This window comes from Mycobacterium sp. NGS68, from assembly GCF_059812195.1.
On sequence record NZ_JCALCE010000027.1, the window covers coordinates 57,524 to 78,115 of the forward strand.

At 69.0% G+C, this 20,592-nt stretch carries 16 protein-coding genes and 1 tRNA gene; 10 read left to right on the top strand and 7 right to left on the bottom strand.

Features of this window, described 5'->3' with window-relative positions; all coding sequences use genetic code 11:
- Nucleotides 1-39 precede the first annotated feature (39 nt).
- Complete coding sequence (glmU, locus tag AC5Y5V_RS23895; RefSeq protein ID WP_499940395.1) at nt 40-1,524, bottom strand: bifunctional UDP-N-acetylglucosamine diphosphorylase/glucosamine-1-phosphate N-acetyltransferase GlmU; 1,485 nt, start codon at nt 1,522-1,524, stop codon at nt 40-42.
- A 138-nt stretch (nt 1,525-1,662) separates the two neighbouring features.
- Nucleotides 1,663-1,734: transfer RNA gene (locus tag AC5Y5V_RS23900), tRNA-Gln, on the bottom strand.
- Between the two features lie 134 nt (nt 1,735-1,868).
- Here AC5Y5V_RS23900 and AC5Y5V_RS23905 point away from each other — a divergent pair.
- Both AC5Y5V_RS23905 and AC5Y5V_RS23910 read left to right on the top strand, forming a co-directional pair.
- Nucleotides 1,869-2,462, top strand: coding sequence for a TetR/AcrR family transcriptional regulator (locus tag AC5Y5V_RS23905; protein ID WP_139822595.1), 594 nt, complete (start codon nt 1,869-1,871; stop codon nt 2,460-2,462).
- Nucleotides 2,463-2,566: 104 nt separating this feature from the next.
- On the top strand, nt 2,567-2,821 hold the full coding sequence (locus tag AC5Y5V_RS23910) for a hypothetical protein (RefSeq protein WP_499940396.1): 255 nt from the start codon (nt 2,567-2,569) through the stop codon (nt 2,819-2,821).
- On the opposite strand, the gene lysA is transcribed toward AC5Y5V_RS23910, so the two are convergent.
- Nucleotides 2,822-4,162: a diaminopimelate decarboxylase gene (gene lysA, locus AC5Y5V_RS23915; protein ID WP_499940397.1), complete on the bottom strand. Its 1,341-nt coding sequence runs from the start codon at nt 4,160-4,162 to the stop codon at nt 2,822-2,824.
- 120 nt (nt 4,163-4,282) lie between these two features.
- Between lysA and mfd the strand changes: the two genes are divergently transcribed.
- The 8 genes from mfd (at nt 4,283) to AC5Y5V_RS23955 (ending at nt 14,208) form a co-directional block, all read left to right on the top strand.
- On the top strand, nt 4,283-7,972 hold the full coding sequence (mfd, locus tag AC5Y5V_RS23920; protein WP_499940398.1) for a transcription-repair coupling factor: 3,690 nt from the start codon (nt 4,283-4,285) through the stop codon (nt 7,970-7,972).
- On the top strand, nt 7,969-8,994 hold the full coding sequence (locus AC5Y5V_RS23925; RefSeq protein WP_499940399.1) for a nucleoside triphosphate pyrophosphohydrolase: 1,026 nt from the start codon (nt 7,969-7,971) through the stop codon (nt 8,992-8,994). Before mfd ends, AC5Y5V_RS23925 begins: the two co-directional genes overlap by 4 nt.
- A gap of 274 nt (nt 8,995-9,268) precedes the next feature.
- Nucleotides 9,269-10,003 (top strand): lytic transglycosylase domain-containing protein, encoded by a 735-nt coding sequence (locus tag AC5Y5V_RS23930; protein ID WP_499940400.1) that lies wholly within the window; start codon nt 9,269-9,271, stop codon nt 10,001-10,003.
- 71 nt (nt 10,004-10,074) lie between these two features.
- Nucleotides 10,075-11,364, top strand: coding sequence for a phosphopyruvate hydratase (gene eno, locus AC5Y5V_RS23935; protein WP_499940401.1), 1,290 nt, complete (start codon nt 10,075-10,077; stop codon nt 11,362-11,364).
- 6 nt (nt 11,365-11,370) lie between these two features.
- Nucleotides 11,371-12,039 carry an FtsB family cell division protein gene (locus AC5Y5V_RS23940; RefSeq protein WP_499940422.1) on the top strand — a complete coding sequence of 223 codons (669 nt, stop codon included), beginning with the start codon at nt 11,371-11,373 and terminating at the stop codon, nt 12,037-12,039.
- Nucleotides 12,032-12,514 carry a DUF501 domain-containing protein gene (locus AC5Y5V_RS23945; RefSeq protein WP_499940402.1) on the top strand — a complete coding sequence of 161 codons (483 nt, stop codon included), beginning with the start codon at nt 12,032-12,034 and terminating at the stop codon, nt 12,512-12,514. Before AC5Y5V_RS23940 ends, AC5Y5V_RS23945 begins: the two co-directional genes overlap by 8 nt.
- Entirely contained in the window at nt 12,505-13,452 is a 948-nt protein-coding gene (locus AC5Y5V_RS23950) for a Ppx/GppA phosphatase family protein (RefSeq protein ID WP_499940403.1), read from the top strand. Before AC5Y5V_RS23945 ends, AC5Y5V_RS23950 begins: the two co-directional genes overlap by 10 nt.
- Before the next feature lie 450 nt (nt 13,453-13,902).
- Entirely contained in the window at nt 13,903-14,208 is a 306-nt protein-coding gene (locus tag AC5Y5V_RS23955) for a hypothetical protein (RefSeq protein WP_499940404.1), read from the top strand.
- Between the two features lie 95 nt (nt 14,209-14,303).
- Here AC5Y5V_RS23955 and AC5Y5V_RS23960 read toward each other — a convergent pair whose 3' ends face one another.
- Genes AC5Y5V_RS23960 through kdpB form a run of 4 tightly spaced genes read right to left on the bottom strand, consistent with a single transcriptional unit; the run spans nt 14,304 to nt 20,589 of the window.
- Nucleotides 14,304-14,984 carry a response regulator gene (locus tag AC5Y5V_RS23960; RefSeq protein WP_499940405.1) on the bottom strand — a complete coding sequence of 227 codons (681 nt, stop codon included), beginning with the start codon at nt 14,982-14,984 and terminating at the stop codon, nt 14,304-14,306.
- The gene (locus tag AC5Y5V_RS23965; RefSeq protein WP_499940406.1) at nt 14,981-17,530 is read right to left on the bottom strand and encodes a DUF4118 domain-containing protein; all 2,550 of its coding nucleotides are present in this window, start codon (nt 17,528-17,530) and stop codon (nt 14,981-14,983) included. Before AC5Y5V_RS23965 ends, AC5Y5V_RS23960 begins: the two co-directional genes overlap by 4 nt.
- Before the next feature lie 10 nt (nt 17,531-17,540).
- A complete protein-coding gene (locus AC5Y5V_RS23970) occupies nt 17,541-18,425 on the bottom strand; it encodes a potassium-transporting ATPase subunit C (RefSeq protein ID WP_499940407.1) in 885 nt (294 codons plus the stop codon).
- 1 nt (nt 18,426) lies between these two features.
- Nucleotides 18,427-20,589 (bottom strand): potassium-transporting ATPase subunit KdpB, encoded by a 2,163-nt coding sequence (kdpB, locus tag AC5Y5V_RS23975; protein ID WP_499940408.1) that lies wholly within the window; start codon nt 20,587-20,589, stop codon nt 18,427-18,429.
- Nucleotides 20,590-20,592: the final 3 nt, after the last annotated feature.

Sequence of the window (20,592 nt, forward strand, 5' to 3'; positions counted from 1 at the left end):
TGCGCCCCCATCGTACGTAGTGGTTACCGGCTAGTAAATTCACGGCGCTGTGTCGGCCTCGGGTGCATCGGCTGCACTCGAGGCGGCCAGGGCTGCCTCGGCGGCCGCAGTACCCGGCCGCTTGCGCTGCACCCAGTCCTCGATGTTGCGTTGCGGGCCCGCCGACACCGCCAGCGCGCCCGGCGGGACGTCCTCGCGGATCACCGTGCCGGCCCCGGTGTAGGCGCCGTCGCCGACGCTGACCGGCGCCACGAACATGGTGTCCGAGCCGGTACGCACGTGCGAGCCGATGGTGGTGCGCCGCTTGGTGGTGCCGTCATAGTTGACGAACACGCTGGACGCGCCGATGTTGCTGTGCTCGCCGATGTCGGCGTCCCCGACGTAGGTCAGGTGCGGCACCTTCGTGCCGGTGCCGATGTTGGAGTTCTTGACCTCCACGAACGCGCCGAGCTTGCCGTCGGCGCCCAGCACCGTGCCGGGCCGAAGGAACGTGAAGGGGCCGACGGTCGCGCGGTCGCCGATCGCCGATTCGCTGCCGTGGGTGCGCACGACGGAGGCGCCGTCGCCGACGGTGACGTCGGTCAGCGTGGTGTCCGGGCCGACGACGCAGCCGCCGCCGATCCGGGTGCGGCCCAGCAGTTGGGTGCCGGGGTGGATGACGGTGTCGCGGCCGATCGTCACGTCGACGTCGATCCAGGTGGTGGCGGGGTCCACGACCGTCACCCCGGCCAGCTGGTGGGCGGCCACGATCCGTCGGTTCAGCTCGGCGCCCAGTTCGGCCAGCTGGACGCGGTTGTTGACCCCGGCCACCAGCGCGCTGTCGTCGATGTGGCGGGCGCTGACGGTCTGGCCGTCGCGGCGCAGGATGGCGATGACGTCGGTCAGGTAGAGCTCCTGCTGGGCGTTGTCGGAGCTGAGCCGGCTCAGCGCCGAGCGCAGGGCGGCGATGTCGAAGGCGTAGACGCCGGTGTTGACCTCGCGGATGCCGCGCTGCGAAGCCGTCGCGTCGGTCTGCTCGACGATCGCCATCACCTCGTTGTCCTGCGTGCGCAGGATGCGGCCGTAGCCGTGCGGGTCGTCGAGCGTCGTGGTCAGCACGGTGACGCCGGCCTTGCCCTCGGGATGAGCGGAGTTGTGGGTGGCGATCAGGTTGGCCAGCGTGTCGGCGTCCAGCAGCGGGGTGTCGCCCGCGGCGACGACGACGATCCCGGCGTAGTCCTCGGGCAGCGCCGACAGGCCGCACAGCACGGCGTGCCCGGTGCCCAGCGGACGGTCCTGCAGCGCGACGTCGATGCCGCGCCCGAGCGTGTCGGCCAGCTCGGCGACCAACGGGGAGATCCGCTGATGGTCGTGGCCGAGCACCACGACCAGGTGCTGGGGGGCCAGCTTCGTCATCGCGTGCAGCGAATGGGACAGCATGCTGCGTCCGCCGAGGGTGTGCAGCACCTTGGGGGTGTCCGATCGCATTCGGGTGCCGGGCCCGGCCGCGAGCACCAGGACCGCCGTGTCACCACGAAACGTCATCGACTCTCCTTAGAAATCCGACGCAATCCGACGCAATCTGGCGCGCCGAGCGTGCGCAGTTGCACGCTGACACGCCGTCAAGAGTGGCATTTCATGCACGCTCGCGGCAAAGAGCTGGGCTCCATGGGGCTGGTGGGGCTCCGTCGCCAGGACTCGAACCTGAACTATCTGAACCAAAATCAGAGGTGCTGCCGATTACACCACGACGGATTGCCGATCAAGACTTTAGTCCGAGGGCGTCGAGCCCGCGGCCCGGTGTGCCTCGGCCCGGGCGCGGCGCGCAAACCGATACCCTGGTTGACGTGGCAGCTCCCGAGAAAGAAGTGCGAGCGCCGCGCGCAAGGATGACCGGCAGCGAGCGCCGGCTGCAGCTCATCGGCATCGCGCGCTCCCTGTTCGCCGAGCGGGGCTACGACGGCACCTCGATCGAAGAGATCGCCCAGCGCGCGAACGTGTCCAAGCCGGTCGTCTACGAGCATTTCGGCGGCAAGGAAGGCCTGTACGCCGTCGTCGTCGACCGGGAGATGTCGGCGCTGCTGGACGGCATCACGTCGTCGCTGACCAACAACCGGTCCCGGGTGCGCGTCGAGCGCGTCGCGCTGGCGCTGCTCACCTACGTCGAGGAGCGCACCGACGGCTTCCGGATCATGATCCGCGACTCCCCGGCCTCGATCAGCTCGGGCACGTACTCCAGCCTGCTCAACGACGCCGTGAGCCAGGTCAGCTCCATCCTGGCGGGCGACTTCGCCCGTCGGGGCCTGGACCCGGACCTGGCCCCGCTGTACGCGCAGGCGCTGGTGGGTTCGGTGTCGATGACCGCGCAATGGTGGCTCGACACCCGCGAACCCAAGAAGGAAGTGGTCGCCGCGCACCTGGTCAACCTGATGTGGAACGGGCTGACGCACCTGGAAGCCGATCCGCGGCTGCAGGACGAGTAGCGCGCGAATCCGTCGCAAGAAGTACGCAAGCGCCTTTTGTTGAGATCGGCAGTAACCCGCAACTAGCCGGCAACGAAGGAGCCAACATGAATACGATCACCGGTGTGAAAGCAGCGGTTCTGGGCCTTGCGACATCCGCCCTGCTGTGGGGCGGCGCCGAGCTGGCCGCGCCCGCCGCACAAGCCGCTCCCTGCCCCCGTCTGCAGGCGTGCACGACGTGGTGCCCGGGGCAACCCAATCCCGCCGGCCGGCCCGTGCCGTGGGACACGGCCGTCTGCCACGACTACTACTGGGACTCCTACGGCGTCCACGACGTCGGCAACGGCGCGTTCTACCCCTGGCGCACGATGGGCTGGTAGTCAGCCGCAGTCGCGCGAGAGCAGATCGGCCGTCGTCTCCCGGCGCACCAGCTGGCGGACGCGGCCCTTCTTGACCGCGACCAGCGGCGGGCGCCCGACCAGGTTGTAGTTCGACGCCATGCTGTGGTGGTAGGAGCCGGTACACGCCACGGCGAGCAGGTCGCCGGGACGCACGTCGGCCGGCAGCTCGACGTCGCGGGCGATCTCGTCGCCGGCCTCACAGTGCCGGCCCGCCACGGTGACGACCTGCTTCACGCCGAGGCCATGCCGGTTCGCCAACGCGACCGTGTACTGCGCGCCGTAGAGCGCGACCCGCGGGTTGTCGCTCATGCCACCGTCCACCGACACGAACGTGCGGCCACCGGGCCGTGACTTGACCGACCGCACCCGGTACAGGGTGACGCCCGCGCGGGCGCTGATGGCGCGGCCCGGCTCGACGACGACGGCGGGCCGCGGGAAGTGCTCGGCGGCGCAGGCCTCGTCCAACGCGTCCTCGATGGCGGCGGCCAGGTCCTCGAGGCCGAGCTCACCGTCGCCGCGGACGTAGGGCACGGCGTGGCCGCCGCCGATGTTGAGTTCGGTGAGGATGACGCCGTGGGCGGCGCGGATGTCGGCCATCGCGGCGATCATCCGGTGAATGGTTTCGCCGAACAGGGCCGGATCGGTGACCTGCGAGCCGATGTGGCAGTGCAGCCCGATCAGGTCCAGGATCGGGTGGGCCAACACCCGCCGGACCGCGTCGGCGGCCTGGCCGCCGTCGAGCGTGAAGCCGAATTTCTGGTCGCTGATCCCGGTCGTCACCGCGCGGTGGCCGTGGATGTCGACGTCGGGCGTCACCCGCACCAGCACCCGCTGGCGTCGCCGGGCCAGCCCGGCGAGGTAGGCGATCTCGATGTCGGAGTCGACGACGATCCGCCCGACTCCGGCGGCGACCGCGTCCCGCAGCTCGTCGGGTGATTTCGCATTGCCATGCATGATGATGCGGCCCGGATCCATGCCGCCCGCCAGCGCGGTGGCCAGCTCGCCGGGCGAGCAGACGTCGATGCCGAGGCCCTCCTCGCGCGCCCAGCGCGCCACCGCGGTGGTCAGCAGCGACTTGCTGGCGTACACCACCTCGACATCGCGCAGCACCTTGCGGTAGCGGCGCGCGCGGTGCCGGAAGTCGGCCTCGTCGATCACGTAGGCCGGGGTGTCGAACTCGTCGGCGATCTCGGTAAGCGGCACGTCGCCCACGCAGAGTCGACCCTCCTCGTCGCAGGAGGTAGTCATCGGCCAGACGGCGGGGTCGAACCGCCGCGGCGCGGCCCTCCCGATGGAAGGCAGCATGTCCAGCAATGTCATGCTTCCAAGCTGCGCCCGGCAGGGCGTGCCAGCTGGTTTCCTTACGCATCCTTGACGCGGTCCGGCCCAATCTTGACGATCTGCAACGCCTTTTCGAGGCCCCCTAGAATGGGCGGCATCATGACCGCACCGGGGCCTGTTAGCCCAGATACCCCGATCGCGGGGCTCGTCGAATGGGCGTTGACCGCGCCGACGTTCACCCAACTCATCGCGCGCGCCTCCGATCGTCCCGACGAATTGACGCTGGTCGGCCCGGCCAGCGCGCGCCTTTTCGTGGCCGCCGCGCTGGCACGGCAGGGGCCGTTGTTGGTGGTCACCGCGACCGGCCGCGAAGCCGACGACCTGACCGCCGAACTGCGCGGCGTGTTCGGCGACGCGGTGGCGGTGTTCCCGTCCTGGGAGACGCTGCCGCACGAGCGGCTCTCGCCGGGCGTCGACACCGTCGGCACCCGCCTGATGGTGCTGCGCCGGCTCGCGCTTCCCGACGACGCCCGCCTCGGACCGCCGCTGAAAGTCGTGGTGACTCCGGTGCGTTCGCTGCTGCAACCGATGACCCCGCAGCTGGGCCTGGTCGAACCGGTCACCCTGACCGTCGGCGTGGAGATCGACTTCGAAGACGTGATCGTCCGGCTGGTCGAGCTGGCCTACACCCGGGTGGACATGGTCGGGCGACGCGGCGAGTTCGCCGTGCGCGGCGGCATCCTCGACGTCTTCCCCCCAACGGCCGAACACCCGGTGCGCGTCGAGTTCTGGGGCGACGAGGTCAGCGAGATGCGGATGTTCTCGGTCGCCGACCAGCGCTCCATCCCCGAGCTCGCCGTCGAGTCCCTGGTCGCGGTCGCCTGCCGCGAACTGCTGCTCACCGAGGACGTGCGGGCGCGCGCCGCCGAGCTGGCCGCCCTGCATCCCGCCGACGAGGGAGCGATCACCGGCACCCTCACCGACATGCTGGCCAAGCTGTCCGAGGGCATCCCGGTCGACGGCATGGAGGCGCTGCTGCCGGTGCTGCGTTCTGACGATCACGCGCTGCTGACCGATCAGCTCGCCGACGGCACCCCGGTGCTGGTGTGCGACCCGGAGAAGGTGCGCAGCCGGGCCGCCGACCTGATCAAGACGGGTCGCGAATTCCTGGAGGCGTCCTGGTCGGTGGCGGCGATGGGGCCGGGGAAGGGCGGCCAGGACAGTCAGGCGCCGATCGACGTGGCGCAGCTCGGCGGGTCGGGGTTCGTCGAGCTGGACCAGGTGCGTGCGGTGGCGGGCCCCTCGGGTCACCCGTGGTGGACGCTGAGCCAGCTGTCCGACGAGTCGGCGATCGAGCTGGAGGTCCGCGCGGCACCGTCGGCGCGCGGGCACCAGCACGATATCGACGCGATCTTCGCGATGCTGCGGGCGCACGTCTCGACCGGGGGCTACGCCGCGGTGGTCGCACCCGGGACGGGGACCGCGCACCGCGTCGTCGAACGGCTGGCCGAATGCGACACCCCCGCGGCCATGCTGGACTGCGGCCAGGCGCCCCGCAAAGGCGTGGTCGGCGTGCTCAAGGGCCCGCTGCACGACGGCGTGCTGATCCCGGGCGCCGAGCTGGTGATCATCACCGAGACCGACCTGACCGGCAGCCGCGCCACCAACGTCGACGGCAAGCGATTGGCGGCCAAGCGGCGCAACACCGTCGACCCGCTGGCGCTGACCGCCGGCGACCTGGTGGTGCACGACCAGCACGGCATCGGGCGGTTCGTCGAGATGGTCGAACGCACCGTCGGTGGCGCGCGCCGCGAGTACCTGGTGCTGGAGTACGCGTCGTCCAAACGCGGCCAGGCGGCCGACAAGCTGTATGTCCCAATGGATTCCCTGGACCAGCTGTCGCGGTACGTCGGCGGCCAGGCCCCTGCGCTGAGCAAGCTCGGCGGCAGCGACTGGACCAACACCAAGACCAAGGCCCGGCGCGCGGTGCGCGAAATCGCCGGGGAGCTGGTCTCCCTGTACGCCAAGCGGCAGGCCAGCCCGGGGCACGCGTTCGCGCCGGACACTCCGTGGCAGGCCGAGATGGAGGACGCGTTCGGGTTCACCGAGACCATGGACCAGCTCACCGCCATCACCGAGGTCAAAGCCGACATGGAGAAGCCGGTGCCGATGGACCGGGTGATCTGCGGCGACGTCGGCTACGGCAAGACCGAGATCGCGGTGCGGGCGGCGTTCAAGGCCGTGCAGGACGGCAAGCAGGTCGCCGTGCTGGTGCCCACCACGCTGCTCGCCGACCAGCATCTGGAAACGTTCCGCGACCGGATGGCCGGCTTCCCGGTGGTCGTCAAGGGGCTGTCCCGGTTCACCGACCCGGCGGAGTCGCGCGCGGTGGTCGAGGGCATGGCCGACGGGTCGGTGGACGTCGTGATCGGCACGCACCGGCTGCTGCAGACGGGGGTGCGCTGGAAGGACCTGGGCCTGGTGGTCGTCGACGAGGAGCAGCGCTTCGGCGTCGAGCACAAGGAGCACATCAAGGCGCTGCGCACCCACGTCGACGTGCTGACCATGAGCGCCACCCCGATCCCGCGCACGCTGGAGATGAGCCTGGCCGGGATCCGGGAGATGTCGACGATCCTCACGCCGCCCGAGGACCGCTACCCGGTGCTGACCTACGTCGGCCCGCACGACGACAAGCAGGTGGCGGCCGCGCTGCGCCGCGAGCTACTGCGCGACGGTCAGGCCTTCTACGTGCACAACCGGGTCAGCTCGATCGATGAGGCCGCGGCGCGGGTGCGCGGCCTGGTGCCGGAGGCGCGCGTCGTCGTCGCGCACGGACAGATGCCCGAGGACCTGCTGGAAAGCACCGTGCAGGGGTTCTGGAACCGCGAATACGACATCCTGGTGTGCACGACGATCGTGGAGACCGGCCTGGACATCTCCAACGCCAACACCTTGATCGTCGAGCGCGCCGACACGTTCGGCCTGTCCCAGCTGCACCAGCTCCGCGGCCGGGTGGGCCGCAGCCGGGAACGCGGGTACGCGTACTTCCTCTATCCGCCGCACGTGCCGCTGACCGAGACGGCCTACGACCGGCTGGCCACGATCGCGCAGAACAACGAGCTCGGCGCGGGCATGGCCGTGGCGCTGAAGGACCTCGAGATCCGCGGCGCGGGCAACGTCCTGGGCGTCGAGCAGTCCGGCCACGTGGCCGGCGTGGGCTTCGACCTGTACGTGCGGCTGGTGGGCGAGGCGGTCGAGGCGTACCGCGCGGCGGCCGACGGCCAGGTGGTCACGACGCCCGAGGAGCCCAAGGACGTGCGGATCGACCTGCCGGTCGACGCGCACCTGCCGCCGGACTACATCGCCAGCGACCGGCTGCGGCTGGAGGGCTACCGGCGCCTGGCCGCCGCCCCGGACGACGCGGCCGTCGCGGCTGTGGTGGAGGAGCTCACCGACCGGTACGGGCCGCTGCCCGAGCCCGCCCGGCGTCTGGTCGCCGTCGCACGGCTGCGGCTGCTGTGCCGCGGCGCGGGCATCGGTGAGGTCTCGGCGCCGTCGGCGACAACGGTGCGGTTGGCGCCGATGAGTCTGCCGGACTCCGCCCAGGTGCGGCTCAAGCGGATGTATCCGGGAGCCAATTACCGTGCCACCACGTCGACGGTGCAGGTGCCCATTCCGCGGGAGGGCGGCGCCTCGGCCGGGGTGGGCGCCCCGCGCCTGCGCGACGTCGAATTGCTGCAGATGGTTGCCAATTTGGTGACTGCCCTTCTGGGCAAACCGCAGCAGGAAATTGGTATAACGAGCGCCGGAGACGCAGCGAATTCGAGTGAGGAGCGACGGGCGCGATGATCGTCGTCTTGTTCGACCCCCGCCGCCCTTCGCTGGTCCCCATCGAGGCCATCGAGTACCTCACCGGCGAGGTGCAGTACACCGAGGAGATGCCCGTCGCGGTGCCGTGGTCGCTGCCCGCGGCGCGGCCGGTGCATTTCGGCGAGGACGCGCCGGTGTTGCTGTCGTCGGATCCCGCACATCCCGCCGTCGCCGCCAGGTTGGCCGCGGGGGCGCGGCTGATCTCGGCGCCGGAGACGCCGCGGGGCGAACGGCTGGTCGACGCCGTCGCGATGATGGACAAGCTGCGTACCGCCGGGCCGTGGGAGAGCGAGCAGACGCACGACTCGTTGCGGCGCTACCTGCTGGAAGAGACCTACGAGCTGTTGGACGCCGTCCGCAGCGGAAATGCCGACCAGCTGCGGGAAGAACTCGGCGACGTGCTGCTGCAGGTGCTCTTCCATGCCCGCATCGCCGAGGATGCGCCGCAGCTGCCCTTCACCATCGACGACGTCGCTGCCACCCTGATGCGGAAGCTGGGCAATCGGGTGCCGGAAGTGCTTGCCGGGAACTCGATTTCGCTCGAGGACCAGTTGGCACAGTGGGAAGAGCGCAAGGCCGCGGAGAAGCCGCGGCAGTCGGTGCTGGACGACGTACACACCGGTCAACCGGCGTTGGCGTTGGCGCAGAAGGTGATCGAGCGCGTCGCGAAGGCCGGACTGCCGGCCGACCTGGTTCCCGTCGAGATCACCTCGATCTGCGTGTCGACCGATGTCGATGCGGAAAACTCGTTGCGCACAGCGGTTTTGGAGTTCGCCGACGTTGTTCGCGGCGTCGAGAAGGCGATCGCGGCCGCGCGCCGCGGTGACGACATCGCCGAGGAGTTCGACGTGGCGCCCCTCGGCCGGGTCGCCGAGGAGGAGTGGCGCGCCCACTGGCCGTCGCTGCAGGAGGCGGACGCGCCGGCGGACGGGCCTGCGCCAGAGGCCCCCGAAGCCCCCGCGGTGCCCAAAACATCCAAGAAGCGAAAAGGCCGTCGGTAACGGGCGGATCGGCTCGCGCGTTGCGGTTTGGCGATAACTAACCGTCAGCGATCATACAAATGTTTGCTCTGGACCTGTATGTCGACATTTGCATACGCCAATCAGCTAGCCATAATCGCATACAGCAAATGCAATGTATGCGCGAAACGGCGATCCGGCGCCCGCCGCAAACGGGTGCCGCGCCAATCCCATGGGACGATGTTGAGACGGTCTGATGGGGGCTTCGTGGTTGCAGGGTGAGTTGCGAGGAGTCGAAGGAAGTCAAGGACGCATAGTGTCGCCGAGACGTTGGTTGCGGGCGGTCGCCGTTATCGGTGCGACCGCCATGCTTTTGGCGTCCAGTTGCACCTGGCAGCTCAGCCTCTTCATCCCCGACGGCGTGCCGCCGCCCGCCGGTGCCCCGGTGCCGCCGGTGGACACGAATATCACCACCGGCCGGCCGGCCGACCAGTTGCGTGAATGGGCGGAGCAACGCGCCCCGGCGCTGGAAATGCCCGTCATCGCGCTCGAGGCCTACGCTTACGCGGCCCGCGTCGCCGAGGTCGAGAATCCCAAGTGTCACATCGCGTGGACCACGCTGGCCGGGATCGGGCAGGTCGAGAGCCACAACGGCACCTACCGGGGCGCCGTGATAGCGCCCAACGGGGATGTCACCCCACACATCCGGGGGGTCCGGCTGGACGGCACCGGCGGAACGGTGCGCATCGTGGACAGCGACGCGGGGGGTCTGGACGGTGACGCCGGGGTGGAGCGCGCGAAGGGTCCGATGCAGTTCATCTCCGAGACCTGGCGGTTGTACGGGGTCGACGCCAACAACGACGGCATCATCAGCCCGGACAACATTGACGACGCCGCGCTCTCGGCGGCGGGCTACTTGTGCTGGCGTGGAAAGGATCTCGGGACGCCTCGAGGATGGATCACCGCGTTGCGGGCCTATAACAACTCGGGCGTCTACGCGCGGGCGGTGCGGGACTGGGCGACCGCCTATGCGGCGGGTCATCCGCTGTAGAAGGATAGAGCGCTGAGCCAGGCTTTACGCTGAAGGCTGCCCGGGAGACGGCTAGCGCAAAGGAGAACCCAGTGCCGATTATCGAGCAGGTCGGGGCCCGCGAGATCCTCGACTCGCGTGGCAACCCCACGGTCGAGGTCGAGGTCGCGCTGATCGACGGAACCTTCGCCCGCGCGGCCGTGCCGTCGGGCGCGTCGACCGGCGAGCACGAAGCCGTCGAGTTGCGCGACGGCGGTGACCGCTACGGCGGCAAGGGCGTGAAGAAGGCCGTGCAGGCCGTCCTCGACGAGATCGCCCCGGCGGTGATCGGGCTCAACGCCGACGATCAGCGGCTCGTCGACCAGGCGCTGGTGGACCTCGACGGCACCCCGGACAAGTCCCGGCTGGGCGGCAACGCGATCCTCGGCGTCTCGCTGGCCGTCGCGAAAGCGGCCGCGGATTCCGCCGAACTGCCGCTGTTCCGCTACCTCGGCGGGCCCAACGCGCACATCCTGCCGGTGCCGATGATGAATATCGTCAACGGCGGCGCCCACGCCGACACCGGCGTCGACATCCAGGAGTTCATGGTGGCCCCGATCGGGGCGCCCAGCTTCGCAGAGGCGTTGCGCTGGGGAGCCGAGGTGTATCACTCGCTGAAGTCGGTGCTGAAGAAGGAGGGGCTGTCCACCGGCCTGGGTGACGAAGGTGGCTTCGCCCCGGACGTCGCCGGCACCACCGCCGCGCTGGACCTGATCAGCCGGGCCATCGAGTCGGCCGGCTTCAAGCTGGGCTCCGACGTGGCCCTGGCCCTCGACGCCGCGGCCACCGAGTTCTTCACCGACGGCACGGGTTACCAGTTCGAGGGCTCCACCCGCACCGCCGAGCAGATGACCGAGTTCTACGCGGGCCTGCTGGGCTCCTACCCGCTGGTGTCGCTGGAAGACCCGCTGTCCGAAGACGATTGGGAAGGGTGGGCATCGCTGACGGCCGCGATCGGCGACCGGATACAGGTTGTCGGCGACGACATCTTCGTCACCAATCCCGAGCGGCTCGAGGACGGCATCGAGAAGGGCGTGGCGAACGCGTTGCTGGTGAAGGTGAACCAGATCGGCACCCTGACCGAGACTTTGGACGCCGTGGCGCTGGCCCACCACAGCGGATACCGCACGATGATGAGCCACCGCAGCGGCGAGACCGAGGACACCACCATCGCGGACCTCGCGGTTGCCGTCGGCTGCGGTCAGATCAAGACCGGCGCTCCGGCCCGCAGCGAGCGCGTCGCCAAATACAACCAGCTGTTGCGGATCGAAGAGGCGCTCGGCGACGCCGCCCGCTACGCCGGTGACCTGGCGTTTCCGCGGTACGCCCTGGACTCGAAGTAGGTTTGAATTCCGTTGACGCCCAACGGGAAACGCCGTTCCCCGGCCTCACGCCCGGGGAAAGCCGGCGACTCCTCACGGGCCCGTCGCTCCACTAAACCAGCCGCCAAACCTGCGAAAGCGGCACAGACGTCGTTGCGCGAGCAGGTCATCGAACCCATCAAGCAGTCGATCACCGAATCGGTGGAGCAGCGGTCTGACCAGCGGCTGGGCTTCACCGCGCGACGGGCCGCGATCCTGGCCATCGTCGTGTGCGTGCTGACGCTGACCATCGCCGGCCCGGTGCGCACCTACTTCCAGCAACGGACTGAGATGGAGCAGTTGGCCGCCAGCGAAGCCGCACTGCGCCAGCAGATTTCCGAGCTGCAACTGCGAAAGGACAAGCTCGGGGACCCGGCATATATCGCGGCGCAGGCCCGGGAGCGCCTCGGCTTTGTCAAGCCGGGCGACATCCCATTCCAAGTACAGTTGCCCGCGGGCGCGGCGGTGGCCCCGCAGCCCGGCTCCGAGCCCGCGAAACCGACCAGCAACGATCCCTGGTACACGTCGCTGTGGCACACCATCGCCGACGCGCCGCACCTGCCCCGCACCGAGGCCCCGTCGCCCCCGCCGGCCGCCCCCGAGCCCGGCCCACCCGGCCCGCCCGGCTCCCCGAACCCTGCGCCGCCCGGTGGTTGACCGAGCCGACCTGGAGGCCGTGGCACGACAGCTCGGTCGGGAACCGCGCGGAGTGCTTGCGATCGCCTACCGTTGCGCCGACGGTCAGCCCGGCGTGGTGAAGACCGCGCCGAAACTTCCCGACGGCACACCCTTTCCGACGCTGTACTACCTGACGCACCCTGCGCTCACCGCCGCGGCGAGCCGGCTGGAGACCACCGGACTGATGCGGGAGATGACCGACCGGCTGCAGGTCGACGCCGAACTGGCCGCGGCGTACCGTCTGGCCCACGAGTCTTATCTCGCCGAGCGGGATGCGCTCGAGTCGCTGGGGACGCGCTTCTCGGCGGGTGGCATGCCCGACCGGGTGAAGTGCCTGCACGTGTTGATCGCGCATTCGCTGGCCAAGGGGCCCGGGCTCAATCCGTTTGGCGACGAGGCGTTGGCACTGTTATCCGATGATCCGTCGATGGTGGAGGTGCTGCGGTGGCCGTGAACCGTGTCGCGGCAATTGACTGCGGTACCAACTCGATTCGTCTGCTGATCGCCGACGTGACCGGGGAGCGGCTGAGCGATGTGCACCGCGAGACGCGGATCGTGCGGTTGGGACAGGGCGTCGACGCGACGGGTGAGTTCGCGCCCGACGCACTGGCCCGGACCCGCGCCGCGCTGGCCGACTACGCCGAACTGCTGGCGGCGCACGGTGTTTCGAAGGTGCGTATGGTGGCCACGTCGGCGGCGCGCGATGTCGCCAATCGCGAGGACTTCTTTGCGATGACGGCCGCGGTGCTGGGTGCCGTGATCCCCGGTGCGGTTGCGGAGGTTATCACCGGCGGCGAGGAGGCCGGCCTGTCCTTCCGCGGGGCCGTCGGTGAGTTGGACAGCGCCGGAGCGCCTTTCGTCGTCGTCGACCTGGGTGGTGGATCGACCGAGATCGTGTTGGGCGAATCCGAGGTGGTGGCAAGCTATTCGGCCGACATCGGGTGTGTCCGGCTGACGGAGCGGTGCCTGCACTCTGATCCGCCGACGGCCGACGAGGTGGACTCCGCCCGTCAGGTAGTCCGCGAGCGACTCGACGTCGCGCTGCGTGCCGTACCGGTCGATGGGGCACGGACCTGGGTCGGGCTGGCCGGGACGATGACCACGCTTTCCGCGCTGGCGCACAACATGACCGCGTATGACGCTGCGGCCATTCATCTTTCGCGGGTAGCCGGCGACGATCTGTGGGCCGTCTGCGACCGGCTGATCGGCATGACCCGCGCGCAGCGTGCCGCCTTGGCGCCCATGCACGAGGGCCGGGCCGACGTGATCGGCGGCGGGGCCATCGTGGTGCAGGAACTGGCACGCGAGCTGCGTGCGCGGGCCGGCATCGACGAGCTGACCGTGAGCGAGCACGACATCCTGGACGGCATCGCGCTGTCGATTGCTAATTAGTAATGTGGCGACCCCGGCGTCTAAGAAACGCAGCTTCCACGCAGTGCCATATCGGGGGCTGCGCACCGCTGTAATGCGGTCTGTAGAAGCAATCAAAGGGAGCGGAAATATCGCCGTTGAAATTTTCGGTGAATGCGGCTGTTTGCCCGCCTCGTAGCGACAGTTGCTCGTCGGCCCCCCGACGCGTAACGGGGTAATAGGGGCTGAGTGGGCCCGACGTCTGAGTCACATACGTCACTCGCGTAAGCGGTCGGGACCATGCGGGTGTTTGCCCGCCTCGTAGCGACAGTTGCTCGTCGGCCCCCCGACGCGTAACGGGGTGATAGGCGCTGAGTGGGCCCGACGTCTGAGTCACATACGTCACTCGCGTAAGCGGTCAGGGCCATGCGGCTGTTTGCCCGCCTCGTAGCGACAACTATTTGTGTCAGACCCTCGTGCCACGATGCGGGAATGAACCTGACTCTCAAGGGAATCGAGCTTCGCTACGTGCTGACCTGGCACCTGGCGCTGCACGGGCCGTCGACCATTGCCGAGCTGATCGACGTCCTGAATTATCACGACTTCTCCATCCGCGGCCGGTCGTCGAAAGCGATCTCGGACGCTCTGCGTTGGGAAATGGGGCGTGGGCGGGTGCGCCGGATCGGGCGTGGCAAGTACGGCCCGTCTGGCATGCCGCGCGCCACCGAGTACCGGATCCATCAACGGGTGTTGGCTCTACGTGAGGAGGCGAGGCGTCGAAAACGGCTGTCGCTGTGAGGCGGGCAAACATCCACATGCTTCCGTTCCCGTGGCTGGAGTGACGGGTGAGACGCGCGACACCGCGCGACACCGCGCGACACCGCGCGACACCCTCATCCCTCGAACCGATACCCCATGCCCGATTCGGTCAGCAGATGCTTGGGGTGCGACGGGTCGTCCTCGAGCTTTCGCCGCAACTGCGCCAGATACACCCGCAGGTAATGGGTTTCGGTCGCATAGGCGGGACCCCATACCTCCTTGAGCAGCTCTTCGCGACCGACCAGCTTGCCCCGGTTGCGCACCAGCACCTCAAGCATGCCCCACTCCGTCGGCGTCAGGTGCACCTCGGCCCCGTCCTTGAGCACCTTCTTGGCGGCGAGATCGACTGTGAACGCGTCGGTTTCGATCACCGGATGCTCCACTTCGGAGGACGCGGCATTGCGGCGGACCGCGGCCCGCAGCCGGGCCAGAAACTCGTCCATCCCAAACGGTTTCGTGACGTAGTCGTCGGCGCCGGCATCCAACGCCTCGACCTTGTCCGATGAATCGGCGCGCGCCGACAGCACGATCACGGGCGCCGTGAGCCAGCCCCGCAACCCGCCGAGCACCTCGATGCCCGAGATATCGGGCAGGCCGAGGTCCAGGATGACGACGTCGGGCCGGTGCTCGGCCGCGGCCCGCAGCGCCCCCGCACCCGTCGACGCGGTCACGACCTCGTAGCCCCGCACGGACAAATTGATCTTCAGCGCGCGCAGGATGTGCGGCTCGTCGTCGATCACCAACACACGGGTCATGGGGCCTCCAGGTCCACCACCACGGTCAGCCCACCACCCGGCGTATCGCCGGCCGTAATGGTGCCGCCCATGGCCTCCACAAAACCACGCGCAACCGACATTCCCAGGCCGACACCCGTGTTGTTGTCATGATCGCCCAGTCGCTGGAAGGCCTCGAAGATCTGATCCTCGGCCCCGGTAGGGATTCCGGGCCCCTCGTCGATGACGTTGATCAGGACCCGGTCGCCCACCCGCCCCGCATTGACCCGGACCACGCAGTTGGGCGCGTAGCGCAGCGCGTTGTCGATCAGGTTGGCGAAGACCCGTTCGAGTAGACCCGCGTCGGCCAGCACCACGGCGTCGCCGACGTCCACCTTGACGCGGTCGATCGCGGATCGATAGAAACCGGTGGCGCCTTTGCCGATGCTGACCAATGCGCGCTGCATGGTCTCTTCCAGGTACACCCGTTGCAGCTCCGGACGGATGGCACCGGCGGCCAGGCGCGACGAGTCGAGCAGGTTTCCCACCAGCGCGGTGAGCTGGTCGATGGATTCCTCGATGGCGGCCAGCAATTCGGCGGTGTCCTCGGCCGAGAACGCGACGTCGTCGGCGCGCAGGCTGGACACCGAGACCTTGGCGGCCGCGAGGGGCGTGCGCAGGTCGTGACTGACCGCCGACAGCAGCGACCGGCGCAGCTCGTCGGCCCGCTTGATCGCCTCCGTCTGGCTGGCTTCCAGCGCCAGCTCGCGCTGCCGGACCAGCCCCGCCGCCTGGTTGGCGACCGCGCCCAGCACCCGGCGGTCCCGCGCGGAAAGCTTCCTGCCCGCCAACAGCAGCCAAAATTCGTCGTCGCCCACCTCGATCGCCGTATCCGCGGAATCGACGGTCCGGCAAGGCTCGTGGCCGGCGGAGGCGACGACGTCGGTCTGGTGCCGGTCTTCGCCGACCTCCCGCAGCAGGCTGACTGCGCGCTGCGAATAGGTCTCGCGCACCCGCTCGAGCAGCGTCTCGAGATCGGCACCGCGCAGCACCGAGCCCGCGAACAGCGTCAGCAGCTCCGCCTCCTGCGAGGCGAGCCGGGCCTCGCGGGTGCGTTTGGCCGCGCCGTCGACGAGGACCGCGACCGCCACCGCGATCAGTAGCAGCACCAGCTCGGTCACCGCGCTGTTGGGTTCGGCGATGGTAAAGCTGTGCCGCGGCGCGATCAGGAAGTAGTTCAACAGCATCCCGGACAGCACCGCCGAAAGCACCGCCGGGGCAACGCCTCCCAACAGGCCGACCAACAACACCCCGACGAAGAACAGGGCGCTCTCGCCGCCGGTGTCCAGGTACGGGTCCAGCAGGCTCACCGTGACGGCGCAGATGGCGGACGGGATGACCAGCGCCGCCAGCCAGGACGCGACGCGTCGCTGACCGGGCCCGAGTGACGCCACCCGAAAGCCTCGCTTGGCTTCCTCGTGGGTGACCAGGTGCACGTCGATCTTGCCGGAGCGCTGCACGATGGTGGGGCCGATGCCCTCCTCGAAAACGCGCGCCCAGCGCGACCGCCGGGACGTGCCGACCACCAACTGGGTGGCGTTCATCTCGCGGGCGAAATCGAGCAGGGCCGTTGCGATATCGTCGCCGACGACGGTATGCAAGGAAGCGTCCAGGCTGCCCGCCAGCTCGCGAATCTTGCTGAGCCGGGCCGCCGACAGGCCGGCGAGGCCGTCGCCGCGCAGCACGTGCACCACCATCAGCTCGGCGCTGGATTTCGACGCGATCCGGGATGCGCGCCGTATCAACGTCTCCGATTCCGCGCCGCCAGTGACCGCGACCACCACCCGCTCGCGGGCCTCCCACATGTCGGTGATCTTGTTCTCCGCGCGGTATTTTGCCAGCGCGGTATCCACCTGGTCGGCCAACCACAACAGCGCCAGTTCCCTTAGCGCGGTGAGGTTTCCGCGACGGAAGTAGTTGGACAGGGCGGCGTCGATCCGATCCGGCGCATAGACGTTGCCGTGGGACAGCCTGCGCCGCAACGCCTCGGGGGTGATATCGATGAGTTCGACCTGCGCGGCCTCGCGCACGATGGAATCCGGAATCGTCTCCTTCTGCTCGATCCCCGTGATCTGTGCGACGACGTCGTTGAGGCTCTCGAGATGCTGGATATTGACGGTGGAGATCACCGTGATGCCCGCGTCCAGCAGTTCTTCGACGTCCTGCCAACGCTTTTGGTTGGTGCTGCCCGGGGTATTGGTGTGGGCGAGCTCGTCGACCAGCACCACCTGCGGGCGGCGCGCCAGCACCGCGGGAACGTCAAGCTCGGCGAAGCTGCCACCGCGGTACTCGATCCAGCGCGGCGGAATGACCTCGATGCCGTCCAGCAACTCGGCGGTCTTGTGGCGGCCGTGGGTTTCGATGACGGCGGCCACCACGTCCGTGCCCCGTTCCAGGCGGCGGTGGGCCTCGCCGAGCATCGCGTACGTCTTGCCGACGCCCGGCGCCGCACCCAGGTAGATGCGCAGTTCCCCGCGCTTGGGGTGTTGGGCCTGCAGGCTGACGTCGTCGGTCACGTCAACCATCATCCACCGTGACCTAGCCGGTGACCGGGTACCGCTGGTCGAGTTGCAGGTTCAGCGTCACGACATTGACCGTCGGCTCACCGAAGAACCCGAGCACACGACCGTGTCGGTTGGCCGCAACCATCGCCCGAACCTGGTCCGGTGTGATGTGCCGCGCCTTGGCCACTCGCGCGATCTGGAGGTCGGCGTAGGCCGGGGAGATGTCGGGGTCCAGGCCGCTGGCGCTGGCCGTCACGGCGTCCGCCGGAACCCAGGGCTTGTCCGAAGCGGCCCCGTGAATCGGCACGAGCTGACCGCTCGCATAGTCCTCGCCGGCCTTCGCGCATGTGACCCGAACTCCCTCGTAGAAGGCCAGGAATGGCTCAGGCGTCGTCGTGCACGGCTCGTTGATGCTCACCACCCTGGCCGGGTGCGCGATGTAACCCCGTGCATCACGCGGGCCGATCACCGACAGCACCGCGCCGACGCCGCCGCCGGTGCAGAACGGCCGCGACCCGGCCTCTGCGCCCAGGCCTTCGAGCCGCGCGACGGCCGCACTGCGCGCACACACCGACGTCAGCAGGCTCGGCTTGGACGGCGCGTCGACGATGCTTTCGGGCCCCAGGTTGCTGCCGCCGCTGGACAACGGGTCGTACCCCGTGCCCGCCACCGAGGGCCGGCTCTGGAAATACTGCGGCAGCGGGTTGCCCGACGAGTCGGTGAACGATTGCCCGATCAGCCTGCTGCCGACCTGCTTCCCGGCGGCGGTCACGATCGACCCCTCCGCCTTGTCGTGCAATCCGGGCACCAGGGCAAGCAGCCAGATGAGCAGCGGGTAGCCCAGGCCGAGGATCACGGTGAGCACGAGCAGCGCGCGCAGGGCGGCCCAGTGTTGGCGAATTATGTTGGTGTAGTGCATCTCACGCCATTCCCGGGAGCAGTTGGACCAGCAGGTCGATGAGTTTGATTCCAATGAAAGGTGCGACGATGCCACCGAGTCCGTAGATTCCGAGGTTGCGGCTGAGCAGCTTCGAGGCCCGGCTGGGCGTGTACCGAACGCCCCTCAGCGCCAACGGAATCAGCGCGACGATGACGATCGCGTTGAAGATCACCGCGGACAGGATCGCCGACTGCGGACTGTGCAATCGCATCACGTTGAGCAGGTCCAGACCGGGGAACAGCGTCACGAACATGGCGGGGATGATCGCGAAATACTTGGCGATGTCGTTGGCGATGGAGAACGTCGTCAGTGCCCCGCGGGTGATCAGCAACTGCTTGCCGATTTCCACGATTTCGATCAGCTTGGTGGGGTCGGAGTCCAGGTCCACCATGTTTCCGGCCTCTTTGGCCGCCGATGTACCGGTGTTCATCGCCACGCCGACGTCGGCCTGCGCCAGCGCGGGGGCGTCGTTGGTGCCGTCGCCGGTCATGGCCACCAGGCGCCCGCCCTGCTGTTCGCGCTTGATCAGCATCAGCTTGTCCTCCGGCGTCGCCTCGGCGAGGAAGTCGTCGACCCCCGCCTCCTCGGCGATTGCCTTGGCGGTCAACGGGTTGTCGCCGGTGATCATCACCGTCCGGATGCCCATCAGCCGCATCGCGTCGAATCGGTCGCGCATACCCTGCTTCACCACGTCTTTGAGGTGGATGACGCCGAGCACGTCCGCTTTCTCCACCCCGTCGAGGCCGATGACCTGGCCCACGACCAGCGGGGTGCCGCCGGCGGCGGAGATGCCGTCGACGATCTCGCCCAACTCGGCGGGAACGGTGCCCCCGTGGGCGCGCACCCACTCGGCGACCGAGTTGGCCGCGCCCTTGCGGAGCTGGCGCCCGTCGACGTCGACTCCGGACATCCGGGTGGTCGCACTGAATTCGACCCAGGTCGCGTTGGCGAGCTCGCCCGGGGTCCGCGCCCGCAGGCCGTACGCGTCCTTGGCGTAGACGACGACCGAACGGCCCTCGGGGGTTTCGTCGGCGAGGCTGGACAGCTGCGCGGCGTCGGCGAGCTCGCCGTGGGTCACCCTGGAGAGCGGAATGAACTCTGACGCTTGGCGATTGCCCAGCGTGATCGTTCCCGTCTTGTCCAGCAGCAGGGTGTTGACGTCGCCGGCGGCTTCGACCGCGCGGCCGGACATGGCCAGCACGTTGCGTTGCACCAGGCGGTCCATGCCGGCGATGCCGATGGCCGACAGCAGCGCGCCGATCGTGGTGGGGATCAGGCACACCAGCAGGGCCACCAGGACGATGCCGCTGATGCCGGCGGCGCCCAGGGCCGACGTGTCCGGCACGCCGGGGTTGCCGGCCTTGGAGTAGATCGCCAGCGGCTGCAGCGTCGCCACGGCGAACACGAAGATGATCGTCAGGGCCGCGAGCAGGATGTTGAGCGCGAGCTCGTTGGGCGTCTTCTGCCGGTTGGCGCCCTCGACGAGCGCGATCATCCGGTCCACGAAGCTCTCGCCAGGCTTTTGGGTGATCCGGACCACGATGCGATCCGAGAGCACGGTGGTCCCGCCCGTCACCGCCGAGCGGTCGCCGCCGGATTCCCGGATCACGGGTGCCGATTCGCCCGTGATGGCCGATTCGTCCACCGACGCAATGCCTTCCACGACGTCGCCATCGCCGGGGATGACCTCGCCTGCGACGACCACCACGACGTCGCCCTGTCGCAGCAGCGGCGCCGCGACATCTTCGGGCGCGCCGGCGTGACCGGGCGCCCAGTCCGTCAGCCGATGCGCGATGGTGTCGGCCTTGGACTTGCGCAGGGTATCGGCCTGGGCCTTGCCGCGGCCCTCGGCTACCGCTTCGGCGACGTTGGCGAAAAGCACTGTCAGCCATAGCCAGAACACGGTCAGCCAGCTGAACCAGGTGTCGTCTCCGAATGCGAGCACCGTCGACCACACGGCGCCGATCTCCACGATGAACATCACCGGGTTGCGCCACAGGGTGCGGGGGTCGAGCTTGCGCAGCGCGTCGGGCAGGGACTTCAGCAGCAGGGCGGGGTCGAGCAGGCCGCCCTGCAACTTGTCGCCGGGCACGTGGCTGGTGCGCCGTCGCACCGGCGAAATCGTGGTGTCCGTGGCATTCATGGC

What these genes read in the sequence shown, in the direction of transcription:
- AC5Y5V_RS23960 (WP_499940405.1), bottom strand. Translation starts at nt 14,984, where the DNA reads ATGACCCGTGTGTTGGTGATCGACGACGAGCCGCACATCCTGCGCGCG.
- AC5Y5V_RS23925 (WP_499940399.1), top strand. Translation starts at nt 7,969, where the DNA reads ATGATCGTCGTCTTGTTCGACCCCCGCCGCCCTTCGCTGGTCCCCATC.
- AC5Y5V_RS23965 (WP_499940406.1), bottom strand. Translation starts at nt 17,530, where the DNA reads ATGATGGTTGACGTGACCGACGACGTCAGCCTGCAGGCCCAACACCCC.
- kdpB (WP_499940408.1), bottom strand. Translation starts at nt 20,589, where the DNA reads ATGAATGCCACGGACACCACGATTTCGCCGGTGCGACGGCGCACCAGC.
- AC5Y5V_RS23905 (WP_139822595.1), top strand. Translation starts at nt 1,869, where the DNA reads ATGACCGGCAGCGAGCGCCGGCTGCAGCTCATCGGCATCGCGCGCTCC.
- lysA (WP_499940397.1), bottom strand. Translation starts at nt 4,162, where the DNA reads ATGACATTGCTGGACATGCTGCCTTCCATCGGGAGGGCCGCGCCGCGG.
- AC5Y5V_RS23955 (WP_499940404.1), top strand. Translation starts at nt 13,903, where the DNA reads ATGAACCTGACTCTCAAGGGAATCGAGCTTCGCTACGTGCTGACCTGG.
- mfd (WP_499940398.1), top strand. Translation starts at nt 4,283, where the DNA reads ATGACCGCACCGGGGCCTGTTAGCCCAGATACCCCGATCGCGGGGCTC.
- AC5Y5V_RS23970 (WP_499940407.1), bottom strand. Translation starts at nt 18,425, where the DNA reads ATGCACTACACCAACATAATTCGCCAACACTGGGCCGCCCTGCGCGCG.
- glmU (WP_499940395.1), bottom strand. Translation starts at nt 1,524, where the DNA reads ATGACGTTTCGTGGTGACACGGCGGTCCTGGTGCTCGCGGCCGGGCCC.